This window comes from Arenibacter arenosicollis (genome assembly GCF_014397245.1).
Taxonomy (GTDB): domain Bacteria; phylum Bacteroidota; class Bacteroidia; order Flavobacteriales; family Flavobacteriaceae; genus Arenibacter; species Arenibacter arenosicollis.
Window position 1 is genome coordinate 1 of record NZ_JACLHY010000028.1, and the last position, 24,677, is coordinate 24,677.

The window sequence follows — 24,677 nt, forward strand, 5'->3', positions numbered from 1 at the left end:
TTATATATATAACTTGGGCAAGTGTACTTTTCTAGGTTCCGATTCGACGAAAAACACTGTTTCTCGTTAAGCGGAGAACTCTTGGATAAAGTGCAAAAAAATCCCGATGAACGTAACGGGCAGCAAAATCACTTTAGCGATAAAAATTTTCATTTCATCGATGACTGTAAGTGTTTACTTACAATTCAAGGTCTTTAATTTTTATAATCCAATAAGTAAAACGACAAAAACCGTGGAATTAATCCATCCTAATATTAAATGAATTCCAATAATATTCTTTCCTTCTTACTTTTGTTATATGAAAAAAGCCTTGGACCGTTTTTCCATACAATCAAAAATCTACAAAGACCACCGGCCTACTTATCCAGAGGTGTTGCTTAAGTACATATACTCCTTTTGTGATGCCATGAATACCTGTTGGGACTGCGGTACAGGTAACGGCCAAGTGGCTGCTTTGCTATCCAATTCCTTCGATCAAGTTTTTGCCACCGATATAAGCCAGCAACAAATTAAAAATGCTATTACTAAACCAAACATACACTATAGTGTTCAAAGAGCAGAAAAGACTACATTTCAAGATCATTATTTTGATTTGATCACAGTAGCCCAAGCCGTACATTGGTTTGATCTTACAAGCTTCAACAAGGAGGTTAATAGAGTTTTAAAGCCCAATGGCATTATCGCTATTTGGGGCTATGGACTTCTAAAAATCAATCCAGAAATAGATGCCATTGTGAATCACTTTTATCAACATATCATAGGGGAATATTGGGATAAGGAAAGGGATTACATAGATCAAAACTACAGTACAATTCTATTTAATTTTAATGAAATAGACCTCGAGAAGACCTTTAAAATTGAAACCCAATGGACAATTGATCAGTTACAGGGTTATTTTAATTCCTGGTCCAGTGTACAAAATTATAAAGACAAGAATAAGGGCAACAATCCCGTAGAACAACTTATAAAGGATATAACTCCTAAATGGAATACATGGCAACATCAAATAACGTTCCCCATCTTTATACGCATTGGCACCCCGATAAATAATAAAATTTGAATATTGATTATGTATAATTGCCTGTTTTAAGCAACGCGTCCGACTATATTCAGTTTATCAACCACAAATTTTAGGCAGAAGCCATAACCATCCTTCTTCTCATCAACATAAAAATACCAAGAGAAATACATCCACAAACCGAAAACCCAACAAAAAGCGGAAGTGTTGTTCCATGAATAAAACTACCCACATATGTTGCTATAGGTATGGCGATCATTGTAGATATAAATCCTGTAATGGCAGCCCCTATACCCGCTATGTGGCCAATAGGTTCCATCGCAATGGCCCTTAGGTTGCCAAATAAGAAGCCTATTGTAAAAAATTGCATGGCCAAGAAGGTAATCAACACCGCCAGACTTGGATTTTGGGCGTTCCAGAACAGGGCTAAATAGACAATTGAATTAGTACAAAACAATGTTAAAGCAATCCAAGCCAATCTTCTCATTCCCAATTTAACCACCAAGGTACCATTTAGCAAGGTGGACAATCCAACAGAAATAGCCAATCCTGCAAAAACATAGGGGAAATTGTCGGCCAGGCCATACTGAACTTCAAATATTTCTTGTGCAGCGCTCAAATACACCATAAAGGCTCCTGTAATTAATCCAGACACTATAGTAAAAGCCATGGTCTCCCGGTATTGGATCAACTCTCTGAATCCATTTACGAACACCTGTCTGGAAAATTTAATCTTGTATTCAGGTTTTAAGGTTTCGGGTTGCCTTCTCCAAAACCAGACTCCAACCATTATAGTAGCAACCAATTGCATGTAAAAAATGGCCTCCCAACCGTAATGATCCAGGAAAAACTTTCCCAAAGCAGGGGCGACAATGGGCACCAAAATAAAAAATGCCGTAACGAAGGACATAATCTTTGCCATATAATCTCCCTTATAGGAATCCCTTATCATGGATATGCTTATGGTTCTAGGAGCAGAAAGTCCTATTCCTTGAAGTATTCTCCCAAATATCATCCATTCCAAAGAAGGAGCAAGAACGCATATAACACTGGCCACACTAAATACTATAAAACCAATATAGACAATAGGTTTCCTGCCAAAACTATCCGATAAAGGCCCAAAAACCAATTGACCCAAGCCCAAGCCCAAAAAAATCATAGTAATAAACTTCTGATTTTCAGTAGGATCCAAGCTGTGGATGTCCGCCCCAATTGTGGACATTGCCGGCAAGAGGGCATCAATGGCCAAGGCTACAATCGACATTAACGACGCCATTATGGCGACAAATTCGAATTGTGGTCTCTGCTGATTTTTTTGCATTCGGCAAAATTAAACATATGGAATAAGATTAGCCCACTTATTATAGGAAATAACAAAACCATAACATATAATAAATAAAATGCAAAGCATTGATACTTTGTTAATTATAAAAATCATTAACCGTATTTCAATAATCCAATCCGTTATTCCAATTACCATTAAGGAAAAATTATTTCCATGGTAGCTTCCCTAAAATATAATTCTTATACATTTGGAGGTATAAACGCTAATTATTTATTTATGAGAATTTATTTAATCACTGCTCTAGTATTATTGTCAACCTTATTTAGTTATGGCCAAAAGCTAAAAGTTAAACAGGGAGATTTTAATTTTATCAAAGGTCAGAAGGAAATAAACGTAGAATTTGTCTATGACAATATGAAACTTTTGAAAAAGAATCTGTCAAATGATGAATACGTAAAAGAGCATTCCGCAGAATTGGAAGAAAAAACACGGGGAAAAGGTACATCTTGGGAAAAAAGCTGGTATGCAAGTAGGGAGCTGATCTATGCCCCAAAATTTTTGGAATTAATGAATAGATATCTTTATGAGGACCACAATGTTTTCTTTAATGAGAATTTAGCTGAGGCCAAATACACCCTTATTGTGGAAACGATATGGGTTTATCCAGGTTGGGATGCCGGCGTCATGAAGCAACCTGCAAAAGTTAGCACCTTATTAAAGTTCGTTGAAACCAATAATAGAGATAATGTACTGTTGGAAGTTTCTAGTGAGAATGCACCTGGAGACCAATGGGGAAGTTCATTTAGCAATGAAGACCGATTGGGCGAAGGTTATGCCAAAACTGGAAAATCGTTTGCGAAGTTAATTTTGAAAAAAGGATTCTAGACCAACCTTAACGATGCTCTAAAAAAAAGTGAATGACAATGTTATTCACTTTTTTGCTTTTCAAGCTCAATAATATGGGCCACCGTTCTAATAAGTCTGTTGTGCTTTGTCACAAAGGGATTGGTCTTATCCCAAACATAACCTGCCAAAACCGAACATATTTGTCTTTTTACTTCAGGATTTTCCGGTTGGTGAAAAAATAAGGTCTGTAGATTACCGCTATACCATTCCTTAACATAAGAAGAGAATACCTTTACCCCTTCTTTAATATATTCTGAATATTCCTTCTCCCAATCTACTGGTTCATTACTAAGTTCCCTGGCAATCAGTTTTGCCCCCAACAAGGCCGATTCCGTAGCAAAAGTAACTCCCGACGAAAAAACAGGGTCCAAAAATTCGGCACTATTTCCCGTTAAAACAAACCCTTTTCCATAAAGTTGTTTTACCGATTTGGAATAGTTCTTTATCAAAACAGGCTCGAACAAAAATTCAACCCCTTTAAAGCGTTCATAATAATAATCGGACAGCTTTAATAACTGACTCAATTTTTCTGCATTATTTCCTTCAAAAGATTCTAAAAATTCTGTAGGGCCTACATAACCAATACTTGTTCTTCCGTTTGAGAATGGAATAACCCATAACCAAACCTCGGTCTCGACAACATCAAAAGTAATTAAGGTCCCCTCCCTACCCTCAGGCCGATTTACATCCACAACATGGGTAAAAATAGAAGAATGATTAGGCAAAACAGAGGGTTTGTCCAAGTCCAACAATCTGGGCAATACCCTTCCATAACCACTGGAATCTATAATATACTTGGCTTCCACATGGTATGGTATCCCATTTTCATCCTTTATGGTAGTCGTAGAAATACCCTTTTCGTTAATGGTCACATCTACAACTTCTTGTCCAAAGGAGACTTCCACTCCTTTTTTAATAAGTTCATCTACCAATACCTTGTCAAAGTCCGCTCGTGGCACCTGCCAGGTCCAATCCCAACCTTTGGTATGCTTCTTACTAAAATCAAATTCACAGATTTTATCCCCTTTTATAAAGCGGGCTCCAAACTTTTTTTCAAAACCAAAGGCATTCAAGCCTTCCAATAGCCCCACTTCCTCAAAATGATCCATACATCTTGGCAAGAGACTTTCTCCAATTACGAACCTCGGGAAAACACTTTTTTCAACCACATGGACCTTAATTCCCTGACTGTGTAAATAAGCCGCCGATACGCAACCAGACGGCCCTGCACCAATTACTAAGACTTCGACAAAACGTTGATTCATTATTTTTAAAATATTGATTGGTTAAATATCATACATTTGCAATCCAAAATAACTATTTTTATTAATTGTTATTCAATTTACTTTTTAAATATTGAATTTATATACATGTTGACTCTTAAAGGAAAGTTGGGAATAGAGGATTTCTATCAAATAATTTTTAAAGAAGAACCTATTCTAATTAATAAAGACGTTTTAGCAACCGTTGAAAACAGTTTTAAATTTTTAAGCCAATTCTCCCAAAACAAAATTATTTACGGTGTAAATACAGGTTTTGGACCAATGGCGCAGTACAAGATAAAAGATTCCGACAGGATTCAATTACAGTACAATCTAATAAGGAGTCACGCTTCCGGATCAGGAAATTTAATCCCTACCAAATATGTTAAGGCCGCCATGTTGGCCCGATTAAACACTTTAAGCCTAGGACATTCAGGAGTACATGTTTCGGTAATCCAATTAATGTCCTCTCTAATAAATAAGAATATTACCCCTGTAATTTTTGAGCACGGTGGTGTTGGAGCCAGTGGGGACTTAGTCCAATTGGCTCATATTGCCCTGGTACTTATTGGGGAGGGTGAAGTTTTTCACGAAGGAGAGAGAAGACCAACGGAAGAAGTTTTTAAAATAGAAAACCTAAAGCCGATAACCGTTTCCTTAAGAGAAGGCTTGGCGCTCATCAATGGAACTTCTGTAATGACCGGAATTGGCTTGATCAACACAATAAATACCAGGAAATTACTGGATTGGATGATATGCTGTTCTTCTGCTATCAACGAAATTGTAGAGGCCTATGACGATCATTTATCCTTGGAGCTTAATCAATCCAAAAAACATAAAGGTCAACAGCAGATTGCCAAATCCATGAGAAATCATTTAAAGGATAGTACACTTACCCGAAAAAGGGAGCACCATCTGTACAATGGCAACAATGAAGTATTAATTTTTGAAGAAAAGGTGCAAGAATACTATTCCTTGAGATGCGTACCGCAAATTTTAGGTCCTGTCCTTGACACTTTGAACAACGTGGAAAAAATTCTTATCGAAGAGGTTAATTCAGCAAACGACAATCCAATTGTGGATGTTGAAAAAGAACACGTTTATCACGGCGGTAATTTTCATGGGGATTACGTTTCCCTTGAAATGGACAAGCTAAAATTAATTGTGACCAAAATGAGCATGCTCGCTGAAAGACAATTAAATTACCTCTTAAATCCAAATCTAAATAATATACTTCCCCCTTTTGTAAACCTCGGTAAACTTGGTTTAAATTTTGGAATGCAGGGCGTACAGTTTACCGCTACCTCCACCACTGCTGAAAACCAAATGTTGTCCAACCCCATGTACGTGCACAGTATCCCTAACAACAACGACAATCAGGACATTGTAAGTATGGGTACCAATGCTGCCAACATTACCAAAAAAGTCATAGAAAATACTTTTGAAGTCCTTGCCATTGAGACCATAACCATTGTACAGGCAATTGAGTATCTTAAAGTACAGGACAAAGTATCATCAAGAACAAGAAAAATGTATGATGATATTAGAAATTTAGTCCCCATCATCTCCGACAAAGACGTTCCCATGTACCCTTATGTAAATAATGTTAAAAGCTTTATTCAGAATGTTGAAGTAGAAGCTTACGCTTGTAAGCAACTTAATTAAAATTTTGAGTTAGAGCGGTAATATATGTAAAATAATCCCTAATTTAATAGTGGTATAGGATTATAAACATACACCAAGTCCTAGCTTGGCAATTATTGATATTGAACGTATAATTTTAAAAAAATCTCAGATGAAAACAAAAATTACATTTTCAGTTGCACTTTTTTTAATGTTCGGCAATTTTTATGCCCAAGAATACGCCCTCGTAAGGGAAAATGGCCTGTTTGGGTATATTAACACCTCTGGGGAATACGCGATAAAGCCACAATTCAAGAAAGCGGACAACTTCACTAACGAGCGCGCTGCAGCATCAATGGGCGACAAATGGGGATACATAAATACTGCTGGCGAATGGGCAATTCAACCCGAATACGAACATGTAAAGGAATTTAATTCCGGACTGGCCTTGGTAAACAATGGCGATCAATGGAACTATATCAATGTTTCGGGCGAGGTATTGGAAACACCTGTTTCGGAAAAATATTTCGATTTTGACAATGGGGTAGCCTTTTTTAAAAGAGGCGATAAAATAGGCCTTTTGGGTACCGACGGAAAATTGATCGCGGAACCGGATTTTGATGAAATAAAACCCTTTATAGACGGATATGCCAAGGCAAGAAAAGGTGAACTTTGGGGAATGATCAACCAAAAGGGTGAGATTTATATCCCTATTGAGAACCAAGAAATTGGTGATTATAACAGTAAAGGGGTCTGGGTAAAAAAACAGGAATCTTTTGGTATTGTTTCCAATGGCAACTTTAAACCGGTCAAAAATGCCGATAAGATTTGGGAATTCACGGACAAATCCAATTTAACATACGCCAGAAGCAATAAACTAATGGGCTTCATCAACAACCAGGGAGAGTGGGTCATTGCTCCTACTTATGAAAAAGCAAGGGATTTTAGCCAAGGATTGGCGCCGGTATTTATGGATAAAAAATGGGGATACATCAACGAAAAAGGAGAAAAGGTCATTGATTTCAGTTTTAAGGATGCCGAAGTATTCTCCGCCAATGGTCTAGCTCCTGCTAAAGATAAGAAGTGGGGTTTTATAGATAAGAGCGGAAAATGGGTAATACAGCCCGAATATGATATCACGGCCGGATTGTCATTTTCTATATTTAAAAAGAATTTGGAAAAAGGGTTCATAAACGGACTCGCCCGAGTTAAATACAACAAGGAATGGGGATTTTTGAATGCCAAGGGAGAAGTTTTGGGCAATAAATGGTACGAGAATGCGGAGATATTCGATGACGTAAAGAATTAAATCATACTAATTAGATAAATGAGCGAAAAAAAGAAATTTGCACTGGTAACCGGAGGATCAAGAGGAATTGGCAAAGCCATATGCCTGCAGCTCGCAAGAGATACCGAGTATAAGATTCTTATAAATTACCAGTCCAATGAATCCGCAGCACAGGAAACCTTAAATGCAATAGAAAAAATTGGTGGGAGCGCGGAACTTATACAATTTAATGTTGGCGAAGCGGAAGAAGTACAAAGTAAATTGGATAATTGGCATGAGGACAACAAGGAAGCTATTATTGAAGTAATAGTAAACAATGCCGGTATTACCAAAGACGGGATGTTCATGTGGATGAAACCTGAGGATTGGAACAGTGTAATCAACACAAGTCTAAATGGTTTTTTTAATGTTACCAATCATCTAATCCAAAAATTATTGGTGCATAAATACGGGAGAATCATTAATATGGTTTCCGTATCGGGACTTAAAGGGACACCTGGACAAACCAATTATTCCGCTGCAAAAGGAGGAATAATAGCGGCAACAAAAGCCTTGGCTCAGGAAATAGCAAAAAGGAACATCACAGTCAACGCCGTGGCACCAGGTTTTATAAGAACGGATATGACGGGCGAATTGGATGAAAAGGAGCTTAAAAAAATGATTCCTCTTAACCGCTTCGGGGAAGCAGAGGAAGTGGCCCATTTAGTTTCGTTTTTGGCATCCAGAAAGGCATCGTATATTACAGGAGAGGTCATAAATATTAACGGAGGAATTTATTCTTAAAATAGCAGAAGGAAAGATGAGCAGGGTGGTTATTACAGGTATGGGAATATATTCTTGTTTGGGCAAAAACTTGGATGAAGTCAAAAAATCTCTTTACGACGGAACTTCAGGAATTGTTTTTGATGAAAAGAGGAAAGAATTTGGATATCGTTCCTGTTTAACGGGAATGGTGGAAGAACCAGACCTTAAAGAGTTATTATCCAGAAGACAACGGTTAAGTTTGGGAGAAGAAGGAGCCTATGCATATGTGGCTACATTGGAGGCTCTTAAAAATGCAGGATTAACTCAGGAATATATAGACCAAAACGAAGTAGGTGTACTTTATGGAAACGATAGTACGGCCAAATCCGTGATAGAGTCCATAGATAAATTAAGGGAGAAAAAGGATACAACTTTAGTTGGTTCTGGCGCTATTTTTAAGGCCATGAACTCGTCTGTAACCATGAACCTTTCCACCATCTTCAAATTAAGAGGTATCAATTTTACCGTTAGCGCAGCCTGCGCAAGCGGATCGCATGCTATAGGTATAGCCTATCAATTGATCAAGAGTGGACTTCAAGATTGTATTATATGTGGCGGCACCCAAGAAATCAATGAATTGGCAATGGGTAGTTTTGATGGCCTTGGCGTATTTTCTGTCAACGATGTTAAACCAGAGACCGCTTCACGCCCCTTCGATAAAAGTAGGGATGGACTTGTCCCAAGCGGAGGTGCGGCATCACTTATTGTTGAAAGTTATGAATCCGCTAAAAAAAGGAATGCTCCCATTTTAGGAGAAATTATAGGATATGGGTTTTCCTCCAACGGAGACCATATCTCTACCCCCAATGTAGATGGCCCAACAATAGCCATGAAAAAAGCTATAGACCAAGCACATATTAAACCCAGTGAAATAGATTATGTAAATGCCCATGCAACTTCTACGCCAGTTGGGGATTCCAATGAAGCCAAGGCCATATTTGCCGTTTTTGGAAAAGATGGCCCCTGTGTTAGTTCCACAAAATCCATGACAGGACACGAATGTTGGATGGCAGGTGCCAGTGAGATCGTCTATTCCATGCTAATGATGGAGCATTCGTTTGTTGCGCCCAATATAAATCTTGTAAACCCGGACGAGGATGCCGCCAAATTAAATCTGGTAAGAAAAACACTGGATAAAAAAATTGATGTATTTTTGTCCAATTCTTTTGGATTTGGAGGTACAAATTCAGCATTGCTAATAAAAAAAGTGAAAGATTAAAAATGAATAAAGAAGTAATTATTGATAAAATAAACAACTTTCTTATAGATGAATTTGAAGTTGATGCAGATGATATTTCCCCAATGGCCAATTTAAAGAAAACACTTGAATTGGACAGCTTGGATTTTGTTGATTTAGTAGTGGCCATCGAATCTAACTTTAGTGTAAAATTGATGGGAGAAGATTTCATAAATGTAATTACATTACAAGATTTTTACGACCTTATTGAGCAAAAATTAAACTAAAATTTAGTCGCATAACTGGTATATTCCTTTAAAACCTTGCGTATTGGATAAGCAAATATCAAATCAATGGAAAGGAAAGTCCAGAGGTTCTGTTTTAGGATATAAAATTTTTGTTTTTTGTATTAGAAGGCTGGGATTAAGATCTGCCTATTTCATACTGTATTTCGTTGCTTTCTATTTTTGCTTTTTCGCGGCCTCAAGTACTAGGGCAAGTTATTATTACTTCAATAAGAGACTTAAATACAATACTCTAAAGAGTATTTTAGCCATATATAAAAGCTACTATGTATTTGGGCAGACCATTTTGGACAAGGTGGCCATTTCGTCGGGACTTAGAAATAAGTTTACCTATCATTTTGATGGAATAGAACATTTAAACCAAACTTTGGCCAATAAAAAAGGTGGGATATTGATCAGTGCCCATTTGGGAAACTTCGAAATAGCTGAATTTTTCTTGGACGAATTGGAAGGGAATGCCACTATTAATTTGTTGACCACGGATGTGGAGCACAAGGCCATAAAGGAATACCTTGATCAGTATATTAAAAAATCCAAAACCAAATTCATTATCCTTAAGGAAGATCTTTCCCATATCTTTGAAATGAATGCCGCTTTGGCAAAAAATGAAATTATTTGCATGACAGGGGATCGATATGCTACAGCGTCCAAGTTGATGACGGCACCTATTTTAGGTAAAAACGCACAATTTCCCTCAGGTCCTTTTTTATTGGGATCTAGATTAAATGTGCCGGTCCTATTTGTATACGTAATGAAGGAGACCAATAAGCACTATCATCTTTACGCAAGAACGGCAGACTTTAAGAAGAGGGATGCCCAAGGATTATTGGCCAATTATATTGAAAGTATGGAATGGATCATAAAACAATATCCATTCCAGTGGTTTAACTATTTTGATTTCTGGGATTCAAAAAAACCAAAGTAGTTGAACCGAAAGTGTAAAATCCTGTTTTTAGATATAAATTAGGCTATGGCCTAAAGAATTAAAAACAAAATTTAGATTATATTCAAAGTCCAGGAACAAGTCTTTTACCTTTTGGTTAAATGGCGATCTTGGCGGCATTAATAAAGAGTAATAGGTTACCCATGAAAGAAGTTCTTATAATTTATTATTCCCAATCAGGGCAGTTATTGGATATCGTTCAAAATTTGGCATCTTCGCTAGACCCTGAAAAAGTAAACATCACCTATTACCGGATACAACCCGAAAACGATTATAAATTTCCCTGGAAACAGGAGGAGTTCTATGATGCATTTCCAGAATCCTTTTTGCAGATACCATGTAATCTACATCCTCCAAAGGCAGATATTCTTGAAAAGAAATATGACCTTGTAATACTCGGTTACCAGGTCTGGTATTTAACACCTTCCATACCTATAAACTCTTTTCTAAAATCCGATTTTGCCAAAAAAATCCTTGACAATACTCCTGTAGTAACGGTAATAGCTTGCAGAAATATGTGGTTAATGGCACAGGAAAAAATGAAACGCCTGCTAATTTCATGTAACGCGCAACTGGTGGGCAATATAGCTTTGGTGGACCGCCATATAAATCATATCAGCGTAATAACCATAGTGCATTGGATGTTAGGCGGAAAAAAAACCAAGTATCTGGGCATTTTTCCAAAGCCAGGGGTGTCCGACGAGGATATAAAATCCTCGGCAAAATTTGGAAATCCAATCAACAAATCATTATTAAGTAATGATTATACCAACTTACAGAACGATTTATTAAAATTGGATGCAGTTAAGGTAAAACCCTTATTGATCCAGACCGATATACGGGGAAATGTATTATTTACCAAATGGGCCAACCTCATAATTAAGAAAGGACCTTCAGGTAATCCGAAACGGAAAAAATTGCTGGTATTGTTCAAATATTATTTGTTATTTGCAATCTGGGCTATAGCTCCAATAGTTTTTATTGTATTTTTGGCGACTTACATTCCCCGGTACAGTAAAATTAAAAGGGATAAAGCATACTATTCATCCGTTAGTTTAAAGAACAATTAATGAAAGACGTTTATATTACCAGAATAGCCAAGTTCTTACCAAATAATCCTATTGACAACGATCAAATGGAGGAGAAATTGGGTATTATTAATGGTAAAAACTCTAAAGCCAGACGTATCGTCTTACGTAACAATCAAATTAAGACCAGATATTACGCAATAGACGATAAAGGAAACATTACCCATAACAATGCCCAACTAACCAAGGAGGCCATTGAGCTTTTATGTGATGACACTTTTACCACTAAGGATATTGAACTTCTTTCTTGTGGCACTAGTAGTCCTGACCAAATATTGCCCTCCCACGCCTCTATGGTGCACGGCTTTTTAAAAAATGTAAATTTAGAGGTGAATTCCCCCTCAGGAGCCTGTTGTTCGGGAATGAATGCCTTAAAATATGGTTTCTTGGCCATTAAGGCCGGGCAAGTATCCAATGCAGTATGCACAGGATCCGAAAGAACCTCAACTTGGATGAAATCCGATATTTTTGAAAATGAGGTGGAGCACTTGAAAGAGCTGGAGGACAACCCCATATTGGCCTTTAACAAGGAGTTTTTGCGATGGATGCTTTCCGATGGCTCTGGAGCCGTATTGCTGGAAAGCGAACCAAAGGGCGCGGCACTCAAAATTGAATGGATGGAAGGATATTCCTATGCACATGAAATGGAAACATGTATGTATGCCGGTGCCGATAAGTTGGAAAATGGCCATTTAAAACCTTGGAGCGAATATCCTGCATCAGAATGGGCGAAAAAATCCCTTTTCGCCATGAAACAGGACGTTAAATTATTGGGTGAAAACATATTGGGCAAAGGTGTCGATAGTCTAAAAATGGCCATGGCAAAACACAATATTACTACAGCCGATTTTGACTATTATTTACCACATATCTCTTCTTATTATTTTAAGGAAAATTTATACGAGGAATTAAAACGACAAGGAGTAGAAGTACCTTGGGAGAAATGGTTTATGAATTTGACCAAGGTGGGCAATGTTGGTGCAGCCTCGATTTTTGTAATGCTTGAGGAATTGGTAGGTGCCGGTAAACTAAAAAAAGGCGATAAAATATTGTTGCATGTACCGGAAAGTGCTAGGTTTTCCTACGCATATGCTTACCTAACGGTCTGTTAAATGAATTTATTAAAACAAACAATAAACGATAAAGGGTTAATTGAAAATCTAATTCCCCAAAAAGCACCCTTTATTATGGTAGACAAGCTGTTGCACTTTTCCGAGGAAAAAGTGATAACTGGTTTTACGCCACCCAGCACTAATTTGTTTGTGGACAACAATAAATTTATGGCTGCCGGACTTATTGAACACATGGCACAGTCCGTTGCCCTTCATACAGGATACCAATATTTTTTAAAAAATGAGTCGGCCCCAACAGGCTACATAGGGGCCATTAAATTGGCTGAAATATTGGAATTGCCAAACCAGGATCAAGAACTAATTACGACAGTCACAATTCTACATGAAATTATGGGCGTTACCTTAGTACGGATCCAAGTAACCTACAATGACAAAATTATAGCAAACAGTGAAATGAAAACCGTATTGGCAAACTAATTGAATACAACACCTTCACATATAGATATACATAAGTTTTTGCCCCACAGAGCACCAATGCTCTTGGTCACAAAAATAATTAACCTTGATAAGGAAACGGTGACTACCGAATTTAAAGTAACCGAAGATTGTATCTTTGTAAAAAACAATAGATTTACCGAATCGGGGATTATTGAAAATGCGGCCCAATCATGTTCGGCCATCGTTGGCCAGGATTTTTTTGCCGCGGATGATCTTGAGGGTGAAGGCAATAGTGTTATTGGGTTTATTAGCGGTATTAAGAAGGCAAATATTCTGTTTTTGCCCAAGATGGGAGACACCCTAACAACTAAGGCTAAACTCGTATCCAATTACAGTTCGGGAAATTTTAGCATATGCACCATGGATTGCAAAATTTACACAGACGAAGTATTGGTGGCAGATTGTATATTAAATTTTCTAATACAGGAAGTTTAAGTTGATAGAGCGATCGAATAGAAAATTGTAAAAATTACTTTATAAGCCTGCTATTTGAGGCCTATAATTTATAAAGACCTAGGGGATGAAAAAAAATGAGGTGCCACAGGACAAAAGCAATCTAGAATCGGCCAATTTCAAGGAACTGTGTTATGCCATTGATGAGAATGGGGAATACACTACCGAATTAAGTACCGGGTGGGACCCAAAGACCATTGCGCTGAACAATGCTATCGAAGCTATAAACGAGCGCATTTCCGAATCAAAACAGCGGGTAAAGGATTATAAAGTGAGCCCCTTGGAATACTATATGGAACTCCATAAAATGGACCTCCCGATCCTAGCCAGTTATGTTGGGATCTGGAAGTGGAGGGTTAAAAGACATTTTAGACCTGCCATATTTAAAAAACTAAATAATAAGACATTACAAAAATATGCCGATGTCTTCGATATTACGATCGAAGAGCTACAACGTACCGACCTCTAAACAATGGAAATAGATTTTAAACACAAACAAGCCGCACATTGCGAAAATGGTGTAGTAGCCAACCTAATGACATATAATGGGTTTACCGTAAGTGAGCCCATGGTTTTTGGAATAGGATCTGGGCTATTGTTCAGCTATATCCCTTTTTTAAAAGTAAATCATGCACCAGTAGTGTCGTACAGGGCAATGCCCGGAATTATCTTTACGAGATTTGCCAAACGTGTAGGGATTAAAATTAAGCGCGAAAAATTTAGCAATGCGCAAACAGCCAAGACAAGATTGGATGAAAACTTGGAAAGAAACAATCCGGTAGGACTGCAGGTAGGCGTTTTTAACCTACCCTACTTTCCCGATGAATATCGCTTCCATTTCAACGCCCACAACATGGTCGTCTATGGCAAAAAGGATGGCAGTTATTTAATAAGTGACCCTGTAATGGAAACTGTTACCTCACTTACCGAAAAAGAACTGGAAAAAGTAAGATTTGCCAAAGGAGCCTTTGCCCCTAAGGGACACATTTACTATCCTACTGCTTTCCCTAAAAAGCTACAGCTCGAAAAAGCTATTATCAAAGGCATAAAGCACACCTGTAGGGATATGCTGGCCCCGGTTCCGATTGTTGGAGTAAAAGGAATACGGAAAATTGCAAAACTTATTCGTAAATGGCCAAAGTCCAAAGGAATTAAAACTGCCAATCATTATTTGGGGCAAATTGTACGAATGCAGGAAGAAATAGGCACCGGAGGTGGCGGGTTTAGATATATTTATGCTGCATTTTTGCAAGAAGCTGGGAAGTTATTGGAAAACAATAAACTTTTGGAACTTTCCAAAGAAATGACCTTGATCGGTGACGAATGGCGCGATTTTGCAGTAGAGGCATCACGTATTTACAAAAATAGGAGCAACTCCGAAGCTGTTGACCAATACGATCATGTGGCTACACTACTGGAAGACATTGCCAACAAAGAGGAAGTTTTTTTTAAAAAACTAAAAAAGGCAATATAAGGTAACAGATGATCCAAATTTCCCAACTCTCCAAAAGATATAAAAATGCCGAAGAATATTCGGTATTGGGCCTAGACCTTCAAATTAACGAGGGTGAAATTTTTGGACTTTTAGGACCTAACGGAGCAGGAAAAACAACACTGATTTCCATGCTGAGCTCATTGATAAAACCCACATCGGGCCATTTTTCCATCAATGGATTGACTTTTCAAAAGAACGGAAATCAACTCAGACAACTAATTGGCATTGTACCACAGGAATATGCGCTCTACCCTACCCTAACGGCATATGAGAATTTGTATTACCTAGGCAGCATGTATGGTCTAAAGGGGAGGCAGTTAAAGGAAAAGATCAATTTTCATTTGGAAGTTTTAGGCTTGGAAAAATTTTCCCGTAAAAAATTGGATACCTTTTCTGGCGGTATGAAACGCCGTGTCAACTTAATTGCCAGTATCCTACACGACCCCAAGGTTTTATTCTTGGACGAACCTACCGTTGGCGTGGACGTACAGTCCAAAAATGTAATTATAGATCATTTAAAAAAATTAAATACCCTAGGCACCACCATAGTATATACATCCCATCATTTGAACGAAGCAGAACAATTTTGCACCAGAGTGGCCATTATAGATCACGGAAAAATCATCGTAGAAGGCGCACCTAAAGATCTAATTTCCCAACATCCGGAATCACATAATCTTGAAGATGTCTTTTTAACCTTAACCGGAAAAGCCCTAAGAGACCATGCATAAACTATGGGCCTCCACATATAAGGAATTACTACTCCTATCCAGGGATATTGGGGGGTTGGCCATCCTATTTGTGATGCCATTGGTATTGGTGATCACCATCACCTTGATTCAGGACAGCACATTTAGATCCATCAATGACCACAAAATTCCCATCCTTTGGGTGGATTATGATAAAGGTGAGGTTTCCAAAAATATTTACGATGGTCTGGCAGAGTCCAAATCCTTTAATATCATTGAGAAAAAATCGGACAAAGAAGCCAAAGAACTTGTGTTTAAGGGAAAGTATCAATTGGCTATTGTGATTCCAACCAACCTTAGTTCGGAACTGGAAAAAAAAGTGAATCTTAATGTTGAAGGGTTGTTGTCCAAATTTGGTTTGGACCAAGAAATGCCTGAGTCACAAAAAGTAGATTTGAAAAAAAAGGAGGTGATACTTTATTTTGACCCAGCTACTCAAATGGCCTTTAAAAATTCCATAAAGAATGGAATAGACAAGATGATCTTTAAAATTGAGACCCAGACTATTTATAAGGCTTTCCAATCCCAAATTACAGACGATGAAACCGAAGCCATATTTGACACCGAAAGTTTTATCACCTTTAAAGAAATAACCCCCACTATTGGCGAAAATGAAATAATACCGAATTCCGTGCAACACAATGTTCCCGCTTGGACATTATTCGCCATATTTTTTATAATTGTCCCCTTGTCCATCAATATGGTCAAGGAAAAAAGTCAAGGTACCTTTGTTCGCCTTAGGACCAATCCGGTTTCCTATTTAACCGTATTGGGAGGAAAGACTTTGATATACCTGTCCGTTTGCCTTATTCAATTTGGGCTTATGTTGGGGATAGGGGTTTATCTTTTTCCTATCTTAGGGCTTCCAAGTCTTGATGTTTCAGGAAAAATTCCGCAATTGTTCCTAGTTGCTATTTTTGCAGGACTTGCGGCCATAGGCCTTGGTTTACTTTTGGGAACCGTAGCAAAGACCCAGGAGCAATCCGCTCCCTTCGGAGCCACTTTCGTGGTTATATTGGCAGCTTTGGGCGGTGTGTGGGTACCTGTCTTTATTATGCCTAAGTTTATGCAGACACTATCAAATTTATCTCCGATGAATTGGGGCCTAAATGCCTTTTATGATGTTTTTTTGAGAGACGTGGGCATTATTGATCTTGTTCCTGAACTAACCTTATTGTTTTTATTCTTTGTCATAACCACCGCAATTTCTATTTTGTATAATGAAAGAAAAAATGCCGTCTAATAACAAATCGGAGATTAGCTTTACCAGTGAAATTAGGGTTCGCTTTGCGGAAACAGACCCTTTGGGCATTGTATGGCATGGAAATTATATCCAATATTTTGAAGATGGCAGAGAAGCCTTTGGGCGCCATCACGGGATTTCCTATCTGGATCAAAAAGCAGCTGGCTTTACCACTCCGATCGTTAAATCCAGTTGTGAGCACAAACTTCCTTTGCGCTATGGTGATGTTGCCACCATTAAAACAATTTTTGTAGATTCACCAGCGGCAAAAATGATATTTAAATACGAAATTTATAATCCACAAAACAAATTGGTATGCACTGGGGAAACCGTTCAGGTTTTTGTGGAAGACGAAGGAAGTTTATACTTGACCATGCCTACATTTTTTTTGGAATGGAAACTTAAAGTTGGACTATTAAATGAATAAGACCTATCTCTCATATAACAATATTGTTTCATCAATAGGTTTTGATAGTCCTACAGTGGTGCAAAATATCCGTAAGGGAGTATCGGGGATTACATTAATTGAAGATGTAAATTTATTCCCCACCCCATTTTACGCCTCGGTTATCAATTCCAATTCAATTTCAGAGGCCTTTGAACAGTTGGGTTCCAATGATGAATATACGCGTTTGGAGCAAATGATGATAATTTCCTTGGACAAAACACTTAAAGAATCCGGGGTTAAATTAACGGATAGGGTTGGCTTGATTCTTTCCACTACCAAAGGAAATATAGACACCTTGGACCCAAAGCATCCAATGCCCCCTGAAAGGGCTTATTTGGGAACTTTAGGACATATAATCAAAAACTATTTTGGATTTACTACAGAACCTGTTGTGCTATCCAATGCCTGTGTTTCAGGAGTATTGGCCATTTCAATTGCTAAAAGATTTATTGCACAGGGGACGTTTGATCAAGTTTTTATAGTAGGCAGTGATATTGTTTCCAGTTTTATTCTTTCCGGTTTTAATTCCTTCCAAGCCATGAGTTCCTTGCCCTGCAAACCTTATTGCAAACATAGGTCCGGAATTAATATCGGGGAAGTGGCCGCCAGTGTACTAGTGAGCAAAGACCAAGACAATTTAGTGCCAGAGGCCGTAGAGGTATTGGGTGAAGCCTCCTGTAATGACGCCAATCATATTTCTGGTCCATCTAGAACTGGGGAAGGCCTATATCGCAGCATTCAATCAGCCTTTAAAGAAGCCAAGGTAGGCCCTGAGGATATAGATTATATATCCGCCCATGGCACTGCTACCTCCTTCAATGATGAAATGGAGGCAATTGCCCTGAACAGATTAGATTTGGGCAGGGTTCCTTTAAATAGCCTTAAAGGATATTTTGGGCATACACTGGGAGGGTCCGGCCTTTTGGAAACCATTATTGGCATGCATTCCCTTTACCACAATACCTTATATTCCTCCATGGGGTTTACCGAGTTGGGAGTATCGCAACCCATCAATGTAATTACGGAAACTACCTCCGGGAATTTAGATTACTTTTTAAAGACTGCCTCCGGTTTTGGGGGCTGCAATACTGCTGCCGTATTTAAAAAAGTACAGTCATGAAGGTCCAACAACTAAAAATAAAGGCATATTGCAGCATTTTCAATAACAAGGTAATGTTGAACGACCAGTTGCTCTTTGAAAACCAGGAGACCGATTTTAGCTCATTTATAAAACTGGCCTATAAAAATATGGATACCAACTATCCAAAGTTTTTTAAAATGGACGACCTGAGTAAACTGGGGTTTTTGGCCGCTGATATTTTACTCAAACCACTAACCACAGATTCGGAAAGGGCAAATAATATTGCCTTGGCATTTTCAAATAGTGCATCCAGTCTGGAAACCGACAGGAAGCATCAAGATTCCATTGTTGACAAAGAAAACTATTTTCCGAGTCCCGCTATTTTTGTCTATACCCTGCCCAATATATGCCTTGGAGAGATTAGTATTAGACATAAGCTATATTCTGAAAATAGTTTTTTTATCTTTAACCACTTTAATGCGGGATATCTATATGACTATGCAACGTGTTTAATTAATACTGGTAAAGCGGACGAAGTGTTATGCGGATGGATAAACCGTGACACAGATGACTATGAAGCATTTTTGTACTTAGTTTCTACAGAAGGAAGCATTACACATAATAAAGAAGAAATAATAAAATTGTACACAACCAAATGAGCGATTTAAAACAAGAACTAAAGGAAAAAATTATAACTCAATTAAACTTGGAAGATATTGCAATTGATGAAATTGCAGATAACGATCCGTTGTTTGGTGACGGTCTTGGGCTGGACTCCATTGACGCCTTGGAACTTATAGTAATGTTGGACAAGGATTATGGAATTAAACTAACCGACCCTAAAGAGGGTAAAAAAATATTTGAGTCCATAGAAGTAATGGCAAATTATATTACAACGCATCGAACAAAATAATCCAATTACTTTAAGTATACCGAAACTTAAGTGTTCATTCACCTAATAAAGAAATTGGTTACATCCAAGGAAATCTAGACCCTAAATATAAAAATTACATGTCCAAAGGAGTAGCTATAACGGGAATGGGAATAATATCTGCTATTGGAAACAATGTGGCCGAGAATTACCGGTCACTTTTGGAGGGCAGAACTGGAATTTCCCAAATTTCCAAAATAGACACCCTACATAAAGACAGTATTATGGTAGGTGAAATTGAATTCAACAACGGGCAATTAGAGGAGAAATTGGGCTTAAGCCCTAATAACAATTACTCTAGAACTGCTTTATTAGGGGCAGTAGCAGCTAAGGAAGCTATTGCTAATGCCAAAATAACCGACATAAAAGCTTACAGGACGGGTCTTATTTCATCCACCAGTGTTGGAGGCATGGATATGACCGAAAAATATTATTACGATTACTTGGAAAGTGGGGACAATAGGAGATATATAGAAGGTCACCATGCTGGAGACTCTACAGAAAAGATTGCGGAACAATTGGGCATAGATCAAAGTTTGGTCACGACCATAAGTACAGCTTGTTCCTCTGCTGCGAATGCGATAATGTTCGGGGCCAGGTTAATAAAAACGGGGCAATTGGATAGGGTTATTGTGGGTGGGGCCGATTGTTTATCCAAATTCACGATTAATGGTTTTAAAACCTTAATGATCTTATCCGATACGTACAGTACCCCTTTCGACGAAAATAGAAAAGGCCTTAATTTAGGGGAAGCAGCTGCCTATTTGGTGTTGGAATCGGAGATGCTGGTGAAAAAAGAAAATAAAAAAGTATTGGGATATGTGGCCGGATATGGCAATGCCAATGATGCGTTTCACCAGACTGCATCTTCAGAAAATGGTGATGGTGCCACCCTATCCATGGAGAAAGCCCTTGCCGTTGCAGGACTGAAACCGAAGGACGTTGATTACATAAACGCCCATGGGACCGCCACTGGTAACAACGACTTGTCCGAAGGGCGGGCCATTATCCGAGTTTTTGGGGAAGAAGTTCCCGAATTCAGTTCAACAAAAGCCTATACCGGACATACCTTGGCTGCAGCAGGGGCAATAGAAGCGGTGTATGCTATACTATCACTTCAAAACAATATTATTTATCCCAATTTGAATTTTAAAACTCCAATGAAGGAGTTTGCCCTAACCCCTGAGACCACCTTAAAAGAAAAAGTATTAAACACAGTGCTTTCCAATTCCCTTGGGTTTGGCGGAAACTGTTCCACACTAATTTTTTCAAAAAACCCCTAAGAGGGAATTGTTATATTTACATCTAGGTCACTTGATCTTTTTAGATATTATATTATAAATCGGCATTTTCAAAAAGTAATGGAAAAAGTTTTTATTAACAGTATCGGTTCCATATCTGCCCAAAAAACATTTGATAACAAGGTTTTTTTGGAGGAAATTACCACCTATGAAGACAACGTTATTCCTGCAATAGAACCCAACTATAAGGATTTTATTCCGCCAGCGGCGGCCAGAAGAATGGCAAAGGGAATAAAAATGGGAGTAGTTGCTGCCAAAATAGCTATGGAGGAAGCCAATCTATCGAATGTAGATGCCATTATTACCGGAACAGGAATGGGATGTGTTCGGGATTCCGAAAAATTTGTCACCGCCATTTTGGACAACCAAGAGCAGTTTCTCACCCCTACCTCCTTTATACAGTCCACCCATAATACGGTTGCGGGCCAGATAGCCCTGGGTATCGGATGCAAAGGATATAATTTTACCTATGTCCATAGTAGTATTTCATTTGAATCTGCATTAATAGATGCCTTAATGCAATTACAGACCAAGGAAGCAGAAAACATTCTTGTCGGTGGTGTTGATGAATCGGGCGAACATACCAATACCATTCACAAACTAATACAGCACATAAAACTGGAAAAAATAAACACCAACAAGCTGTTGCAGTCCAATACCGAAGGTGCTGTTTTTGGAGAGGGAGCCAATTTTTTTGTATTGTCCAACAACAAACAAAATTCCTGCTATGCCCAAATATTGGGTGTAAAGACTTTTAACACCCTACCCATATCAAAGCTAACGGCCAATCTAGAGGGATTTTTAAAAGACAATAATCTTTCTGTAGACGATATAGACGTGCTGATCAGTGGAAATAATGGAGACCTTAACTTCGACAATTATTATTTGGAACTCACCCAGGGGCTTTTTAATAACACCCAACAAGTTTATTACAAACATCTAAGTGGTGAGTTTAACACCGCATCCTCATTCGGATTTTGGTTGGGTGCCAAAATTCTGAAGACCCAACATATACCTAGTGAGATTGCCTTAAATTCGATTAAATCCAAAGGGTTTGGAACTGTTTTACTGTACAATCAATACAGAGGTAAAAACCATAGTTTCACCCTCCTTCGCCAATGTTGAAGTTTCCTGTAATAAATCGCCTTTTTGCAATTGCATTTATCGCTCTAATTATATTGGATATTATTTGGGAGATCAGATGGTGGACATATCTACTAATGGCAATGCTTTGGGCAACTTTTACCATTATTGGCTCCTTCCATATCCGTTGGAATTATCATCTTCCAGCCCTTCATTTCAATAAAGAGATCCAAAAGAATTGGGTTGCCATTACCTTTGATGACGGTCCCCATCCAGAATTCACACCAAAAGTCCTGGAATTACTGCAAAAATATAATGGAAAGGCATCTTTTTTTTGTGTGGGACAGCAAGTTAGGCAATATGGCGAAATTGTAAAGGATATCATTGAAAGAGGTCATACCATAGGAAATCACACTTATACACATTCCAATGGCTTTGGATTCTTAAGTACCAAAAAAGTATTATTGGAACTACAGAAAACAAATGAAATCATAAATGATCTTACAGGGCTCAATACAAAAATATACAGACCCGCCTTTGGGGTAACAAATCCCAATATAAACAAGGCAGTAAAAAAAATGAAACTTCAAACAATTGGCTGGAGCATTCGATCTTTGGACACCACCAAAAGATCAAAAAAGGACATTTTGGAACGTATTACCAGTAATTTAAAGAAAGGCGACATCATCCTACTTCACGACAGTAGTGAAAAAACAGTTGAAGTATTGGAACAGTTATTGCTATTTTTACAGCAGAACAAAATGCAATCGGTTTCTGTAGACCAATTGCTAGATATTGAAGCCTATGCGTAACGTATTATTTCTAATTGTCCTATTTAGCCATGTTTCTCTTTTGATAGCCCAGGAAAGCAACATGGACAATGCCGAAATTGTAAGGTTTAAGTCCATGATCAATGAAACTTCAAAGGCAACGACGACAATCCAAAGCAATTTTACTCAATATAAGCACTTGGATTTTTTATCCAATGATATCATAACAGAGGGAAAAATGGCGTTTAAGGCTCCCAACATGGTAAAATGGGAGTATCTAAAACCCTTCGAATACAGTGTTATTTTTAAGGACGATAAATTATTAATAAACGATTCTGGAACCAAAAGCAATGTGGACCTAGGAAATAGTGCCCTTTTCAAAAAACTAAATGAACTAATCATTAATAGTGTAAAAGGCAACTTGTTCCAAGATTCGGACTTTAGTATGGATTACTACAAAAGCCCAAATTATTACAAGGTCATCTTTATCCCTAAGGACGAGAAAATAAAAGGTTATATCGCCTCTTTTATATTATTATTCGATAAGAAAAATGCCGACGTTCTAGAGGTTAAAATGATTGAACCGTCAAAGGATTTCACTAGAATTGTATTTACTGACCGACTGATTAACAAACCATTGGACAATGAAGTATTTACTAACTAGCTTAATAGCATTGTTATTGGCTTGTTCTTCCTATCCAAAAAAGAATAATTTAGAAAGGAAAATTGGGGTTACCTCAACTATATCCAATCCTTACTTTTCCGATATGGCCAAGGATTACGTATATAAGGCCAAAATAAACTTCGCCGCGAAATCCTTTGGCGGAATATTCATAGTAAAAAAGCTGGGTGAAGAGCACCATAGAGTAGTCTTTACAACAGAAATGGGAAATAAAATATTTGATTTTTCGTTTATCAAAAACGAATTCAAAATTAATTTCATTCTAGAAGAAATGAATAAAAAAATTCTCATTAACCTTCTTAAGCGGGACTTTCATGTTTTGACCAATGAATATCCCAAAATTTTGAACCATTACGAAATACCAGGGGATACCATATTCTTGGAGACCCAGATAGAGAATAAAACATACTTTTACCTTACCGCAGACCAGCAATTGCATCAAATACTGGAAACACGGGGGGGGAAAGAAAAATCGGACTATATTTTTACACAAGTAGAAAACAATCATGCCAGGGAAATTAATATAAGGCATAAAAACATTAAGTTAACTATTGATTTAAAAGCGATTTAAAGATGAAAAAACTACTGTTATTGAGCCTTTTCCTCATTATTTCTTCCAATCTATTTGCCCAAAGTAAATCCCAATTAGGTATAAGGTTGGGTGCAAACAGTGCAAGAGTGCTGAATTCGGAACTGGACACCAAAACGGGAATATATGCGGGGTTATTTTTAGCAGTCCGCTTCACGGATAGTTATACAATGCAGCCAGAAATCGCATATTCCAATCAGGGAGGCAATGCTAGCTTCAGAAATGGGGAAGACTTAAATATCAATTATGTATCCATTGGTCTGGCCAATAAGTTTTTTGTAAGTAAGAATCAGGGGTTCCACTTTACTTTGGGTCCGAGTCTAGACATTAATTTTGATGATAATTTTATCAACCTAATTAACGATAATGGCGATAATTTGGAAATAACTCCCATAGACATAGCCGTATTTGGAGGAATTGGGTATGAGTTCGATTTTGGATTGGCAATGGAATTGAGATTTAAGCAAGGATTAATCGATCTGGATTTTAATGACTCCGGGGAGTATGGAGGCAATTCAGAAGAAAATCAATTAAACAGAGTCATCCAAATTGGACTGGCCTATAAATTTAATATGTGAGGCA

General features: G+C 37.8%; 28 protein-coding genes. 26 read left to right on the forward strand and 2 right to left on the reverse strand.

Annotated features, from left to right (window positions below):
• The first annotated feature begins 298 nt into the window (after nt 1–298).
• The gene (locus H4O18_RS19100; protein ID WP_187587631.1) at nt 299–1,060 is read left to right on the forward strand and encodes a class I SAM-dependent methyltransferase; all 762 of its coding nucleotides are present in this window, start codon (nt 299–301) and stop codon (nt 1,058–1,060) included.
• 70 nt (nt 1,061–1,130) lie between these two features.
• Here H4O18_RS19100 and H4O18_RS19105 read toward each other — a convergent pair whose 3' ends face one another.
• On the reverse strand, nt 1,131–2,339 hold the full coding sequence (locus H4O18_RS19105; protein ID WP_187587633.1) for a multidrug effflux MFS transporter: 1,209 nt from the start codon (nt 2,337–2,339) through the stop codon (nt 1,131–1,133).
• Between the two features lie 240 nt (nt 2,340–2,579).
• Here H4O18_RS19105 and H4O18_RS19110 point away from each other — a divergent pair, with 240 nt between their 5' ends.
• Complete coding sequence (locus H4O18_RS19110) at nt 2,580–3,188, forward strand: hypothetical protein (RefSeq protein WP_187587635.1); 609 nt, start codon at nt 2,580–2,582, stop codon at nt 3,186–3,188.
• Nucleotides 3,189–3,229: 41 nt separating this feature from the next.
• Here H4O18_RS19110 and H4O18_RS19115 read toward each other — a convergent pair whose 3' ends face one another.
• The gene (locus H4O18_RS19115) at nt 3,230–4,474 is read right to left on the reverse strand and encodes an NAD(P)/FAD-dependent oxidoreductase (protein ID WP_187587637.1); all 1,245 of its coding nucleotides are present in this window, start codon (nt 4,472–4,474) and stop codon (nt 3,230–3,232) included.
• 105 nt (nt 4,475–4,579) lie between these two features.
• Between H4O18_RS19115 and flxA the strand changes: the two genes are divergently transcribed.
• The 24 genes from flxA (at nt 4,580) to H4O18_RS19235 (ending at nt 24,673) form a co-directional block, all read left to right on the forward strand.
• Nucleotides 4,580–6,136, forward strand: coding sequence for a flexirubin biosynthesis tyrosine ammonia-lyase FlxA (gene flxA, locus H4O18_RS19120; RefSeq protein ID WP_187587639.1), 1,557 nt, complete (start codon nt 4,580–4,582; stop codon nt 6,134–6,136).
• A gap of 130 nt (nt 6,137–6,266) precedes the next feature.
• Nucleotides 6,267–7,403 carry a WG repeat-containing protein gene (locus H4O18_RS19125; RefSeq protein ID WP_187587641.1) on the forward strand — a complete coding sequence of 379 codons (1,137 nt, stop codon included), beginning with the start codon at nt 6,267–6,269 and terminating at the stop codon, nt 7,401–7,403.
• Nucleotides 7,404–7,421: 18 nt separating this feature from the next.
• A complete protein-coding gene (flxB, locus tag H4O18_RS19130; RefSeq protein WP_187587643.1) occupies nt 7,422–8,165 on the forward strand; it encodes a flexirubin biosynthesis SDR family reductase FlxB in 744 nt (247 codons plus the stop codon).
• 16 nt (nt 8,166–8,181) lie between these two features.
• On the forward strand, nt 8,182–9,405 hold the full coding sequence (locus H4O18_RS19135; RefSeq protein WP_187587645.1) for a beta-ketoacyl-[acyl-carrier-protein] synthase family protein: 1,224 nt from the start codon (nt 8,182–8,184) through the stop codon (nt 9,403–9,405).
• 2 nt (nt 9,406–9,407) lie between these two features.
• Nucleotides 9,408–9,650 carry a phosphopantetheine-binding protein gene (locus H4O18_RS19140; protein WP_103474022.1) on the forward strand — a complete coding sequence of 81 codons (243 nt, stop codon included), beginning with the start codon at nt 9,408–9,410 and terminating at the stop codon, nt 9,648–9,650.
• Nucleotides 9,651–9,693: 43 nt separating this feature from the next.
• A complete protein-coding gene (locus tag H4O18_RS19145) occupies nt 9,694–10,593 on the forward strand; it encodes a lysophospholipid acyltransferase family protein (protein WP_222942472.1) in 900 nt (299 codons plus the stop codon).
• 161 nt (nt 10,594–10,754) lie between these two features.
• Nucleotides 10,755–11,681, forward strand: a complete 927-nt coding sequence (locus H4O18_RS19150) for an NADPH-dependent FMN reductase family protein (RefSeq protein ID WP_187587647.1) — start codon at nt 10,755–10,757, stop codon at nt 11,679–11,681.
• On the forward strand, nt 11,681–12,811 hold the full coding sequence (gene darB / locus H4O18_RS19155) for a dialkylresorcinol biosynthesis protein DarB (protein WP_187587649.1): 1,131 nt from the start codon (nt 11,681–11,683) through the stop codon (nt 12,809–12,811). The genes H4O18_RS19150 and darB overlap by 1 nt, the downstream gene beginning before the upstream one ends.
• The gene (locus tag H4O18_RS19160) at nt 12,812–13,249 is read left to right on the forward strand and encodes a hotdog family protein (RefSeq protein WP_187587650.1); all 438 of its coding nucleotides are present in this window, start codon (nt 12,812–12,814) and stop codon (nt 13,247–13,249) included.
• Complete coding sequence (locus H4O18_RS19165) at nt 13,250–13,705, forward strand: hotdog family protein (RefSeq protein WP_246474455.1); 456 nt, start codon at nt 13,250–13,252, stop codon at nt 13,703–13,705. It abuts the gene before it with no gap.
• An 85-nt stretch (nt 13,706–13,790) separates the two neighbouring features.
• On the forward strand, nt 13,791–14,192 hold the full coding sequence (gene DarG, locus H4O18_RS19170; RefSeq protein WP_187587652.1) for a flexirubin biosynthesis protein DarG: 402 nt from the start codon (nt 13,791–13,793) through the stop codon (nt 14,190–14,192).
• 3 nt (nt 14,193–14,195) lie between these two features.
• Nucleotides 14,196–15,197: a BtrH-related acyltransferase DarH gene (gene darH / locus H4O18_RS19175; protein WP_187587654.1), complete on the forward strand. Its 1,002-nt coding sequence runs from the start codon at nt 14,196–14,198 to the stop codon at nt 15,195–15,197.
• An 8-nt stretch (nt 15,198–15,205) separates the two neighbouring features.
• Nucleotides 15,206–15,949, forward strand: a complete 744-nt coding sequence (locus H4O18_RS19180) for an ABC transporter ATP-binding protein (RefSeq protein WP_187587656.1) — start codon at nt 15,206–15,208, stop codon at nt 15,947–15,949.
• Nucleotides 15,942–17,210 (forward strand): ABC transporter permease, encoded by a 1,269-nt coding sequence (locus tag H4O18_RS19185; protein ID WP_187587658.1) that lies wholly within the window; start codon nt 15,942–15,944, stop codon nt 17,208–17,210. The genes H4O18_RS19180 and H4O18_RS19185 overlap by 8 nt, the downstream gene beginning before the upstream one ends.
• Nucleotides 17,200–17,637, forward strand: coding sequence for an acyl-CoA thioesterase (locus H4O18_RS19190; protein ID WP_246474457.1), 438 nt, complete (start codon nt 17,200–17,202; stop codon nt 17,635–17,637). Before H4O18_RS19185 ends, H4O18_RS19190 begins: the two co-directional genes overlap by 11 nt.
• A complete protein-coding gene (locus H4O18_RS19195; RefSeq protein ID WP_187587661.1) occupies nt 17,630–18,778 on the forward strand; it encodes a beta-ketoacyl-[acyl-carrier-protein] synthase family protein in 1,149 nt (382 codons plus the stop codon). The genes H4O18_RS19190 and H4O18_RS19195 overlap by 8 nt, the downstream gene beginning before the upstream one ends.
• Nucleotides 18,775–19,398, forward strand: coding sequence for a 3-oxoacyl-ACP synthase (locus H4O18_RS19200; RefSeq protein WP_187587663.1), 624 nt, complete (start codon nt 18,775–18,777; stop codon nt 19,396–19,398). The genes H4O18_RS19195 and H4O18_RS19200 overlap by 4 nt, the downstream gene beginning before the upstream one ends.
• Nucleotides 19,395–19,652: a phosphopantetheine-binding protein gene (locus H4O18_RS19205; protein ID WP_187587665.1), complete on the forward strand. Its 258-nt coding sequence runs from the start codon at nt 19,395–19,397 to the stop codon at nt 19,650–19,652. The genes H4O18_RS19200 and H4O18_RS19205 overlap by 4 nt, the downstream gene beginning before the upstream one ends.
• 98 nt (nt 19,653–19,750) lie before the next feature.
• Nucleotides 19,751–20,953 (forward strand): beta-ketoacyl-[acyl-carrier-protein] synthase family protein, encoded by a 1,203-nt coding sequence (locus H4O18_RS19210; protein WP_187587667.1) that lies wholly within the window; start codon nt 19,751–19,753, stop codon nt 20,951–20,953.
• Nucleotides 20,954–21,031: 78 nt separating this feature from the next.
• A complete protein-coding gene (locus tag H4O18_RS19215; protein WP_187587669.1) occupies nt 21,032–22,096 on the forward strand; it encodes a beta-ketoacyl synthase N-terminal-like domain-containing protein in 1,065 nt (354 codons plus the stop codon).
• Nucleotides 22,090–22,866, forward strand: coding sequence for a polysaccharide deacetylase family protein (locus H4O18_RS19220; RefSeq protein ID WP_187587671.1), 777 nt, complete (start codon nt 22,090–22,092; stop codon nt 22,864–22,866). The genes H4O18_RS19215 and H4O18_RS19220 overlap by 7 nt, the downstream gene beginning before the upstream one ends.
• A complete protein-coding gene (gene lolA2 / locus H4O18_RS19225) occupies nt 22,859–23,488 on the forward strand; it encodes a flexirubin biosynthesis/transport protein LolA2 (protein WP_187587673.1) in 630 nt (209 codons plus the stop codon). Before H4O18_RS19220 ends, lolA2 begins: the two co-directional genes overlap by 8 nt.
• A complete protein-coding gene (lolB2, locus tag H4O18_RS19230) occupies nt 23,469–24,077 on the forward strand; it encodes a flexirubin biosynthesis protein LolB2 (protein ID WP_187587675.1) in 609 nt (202 codons plus the stop codon). Before lolA2 ends, lolB2 begins: the two co-directional genes overlap by 20 nt.
• A 2-nt stretch (nt 24,078–24,079) precedes the next feature.
• Nucleotides 24,080–24,673 carry a porin family protein gene (locus H4O18_RS19235; RefSeq protein ID WP_187587676.1) on the forward strand — a complete coding sequence of 198 codons (594 nt, stop codon included), beginning with the start codon at nt 24,080–24,082 and terminating at the stop codon, nt 24,671–24,673.
• The last annotated feature ends 4 nt before the right edge of the window (nt 24,674–24,677 follow it).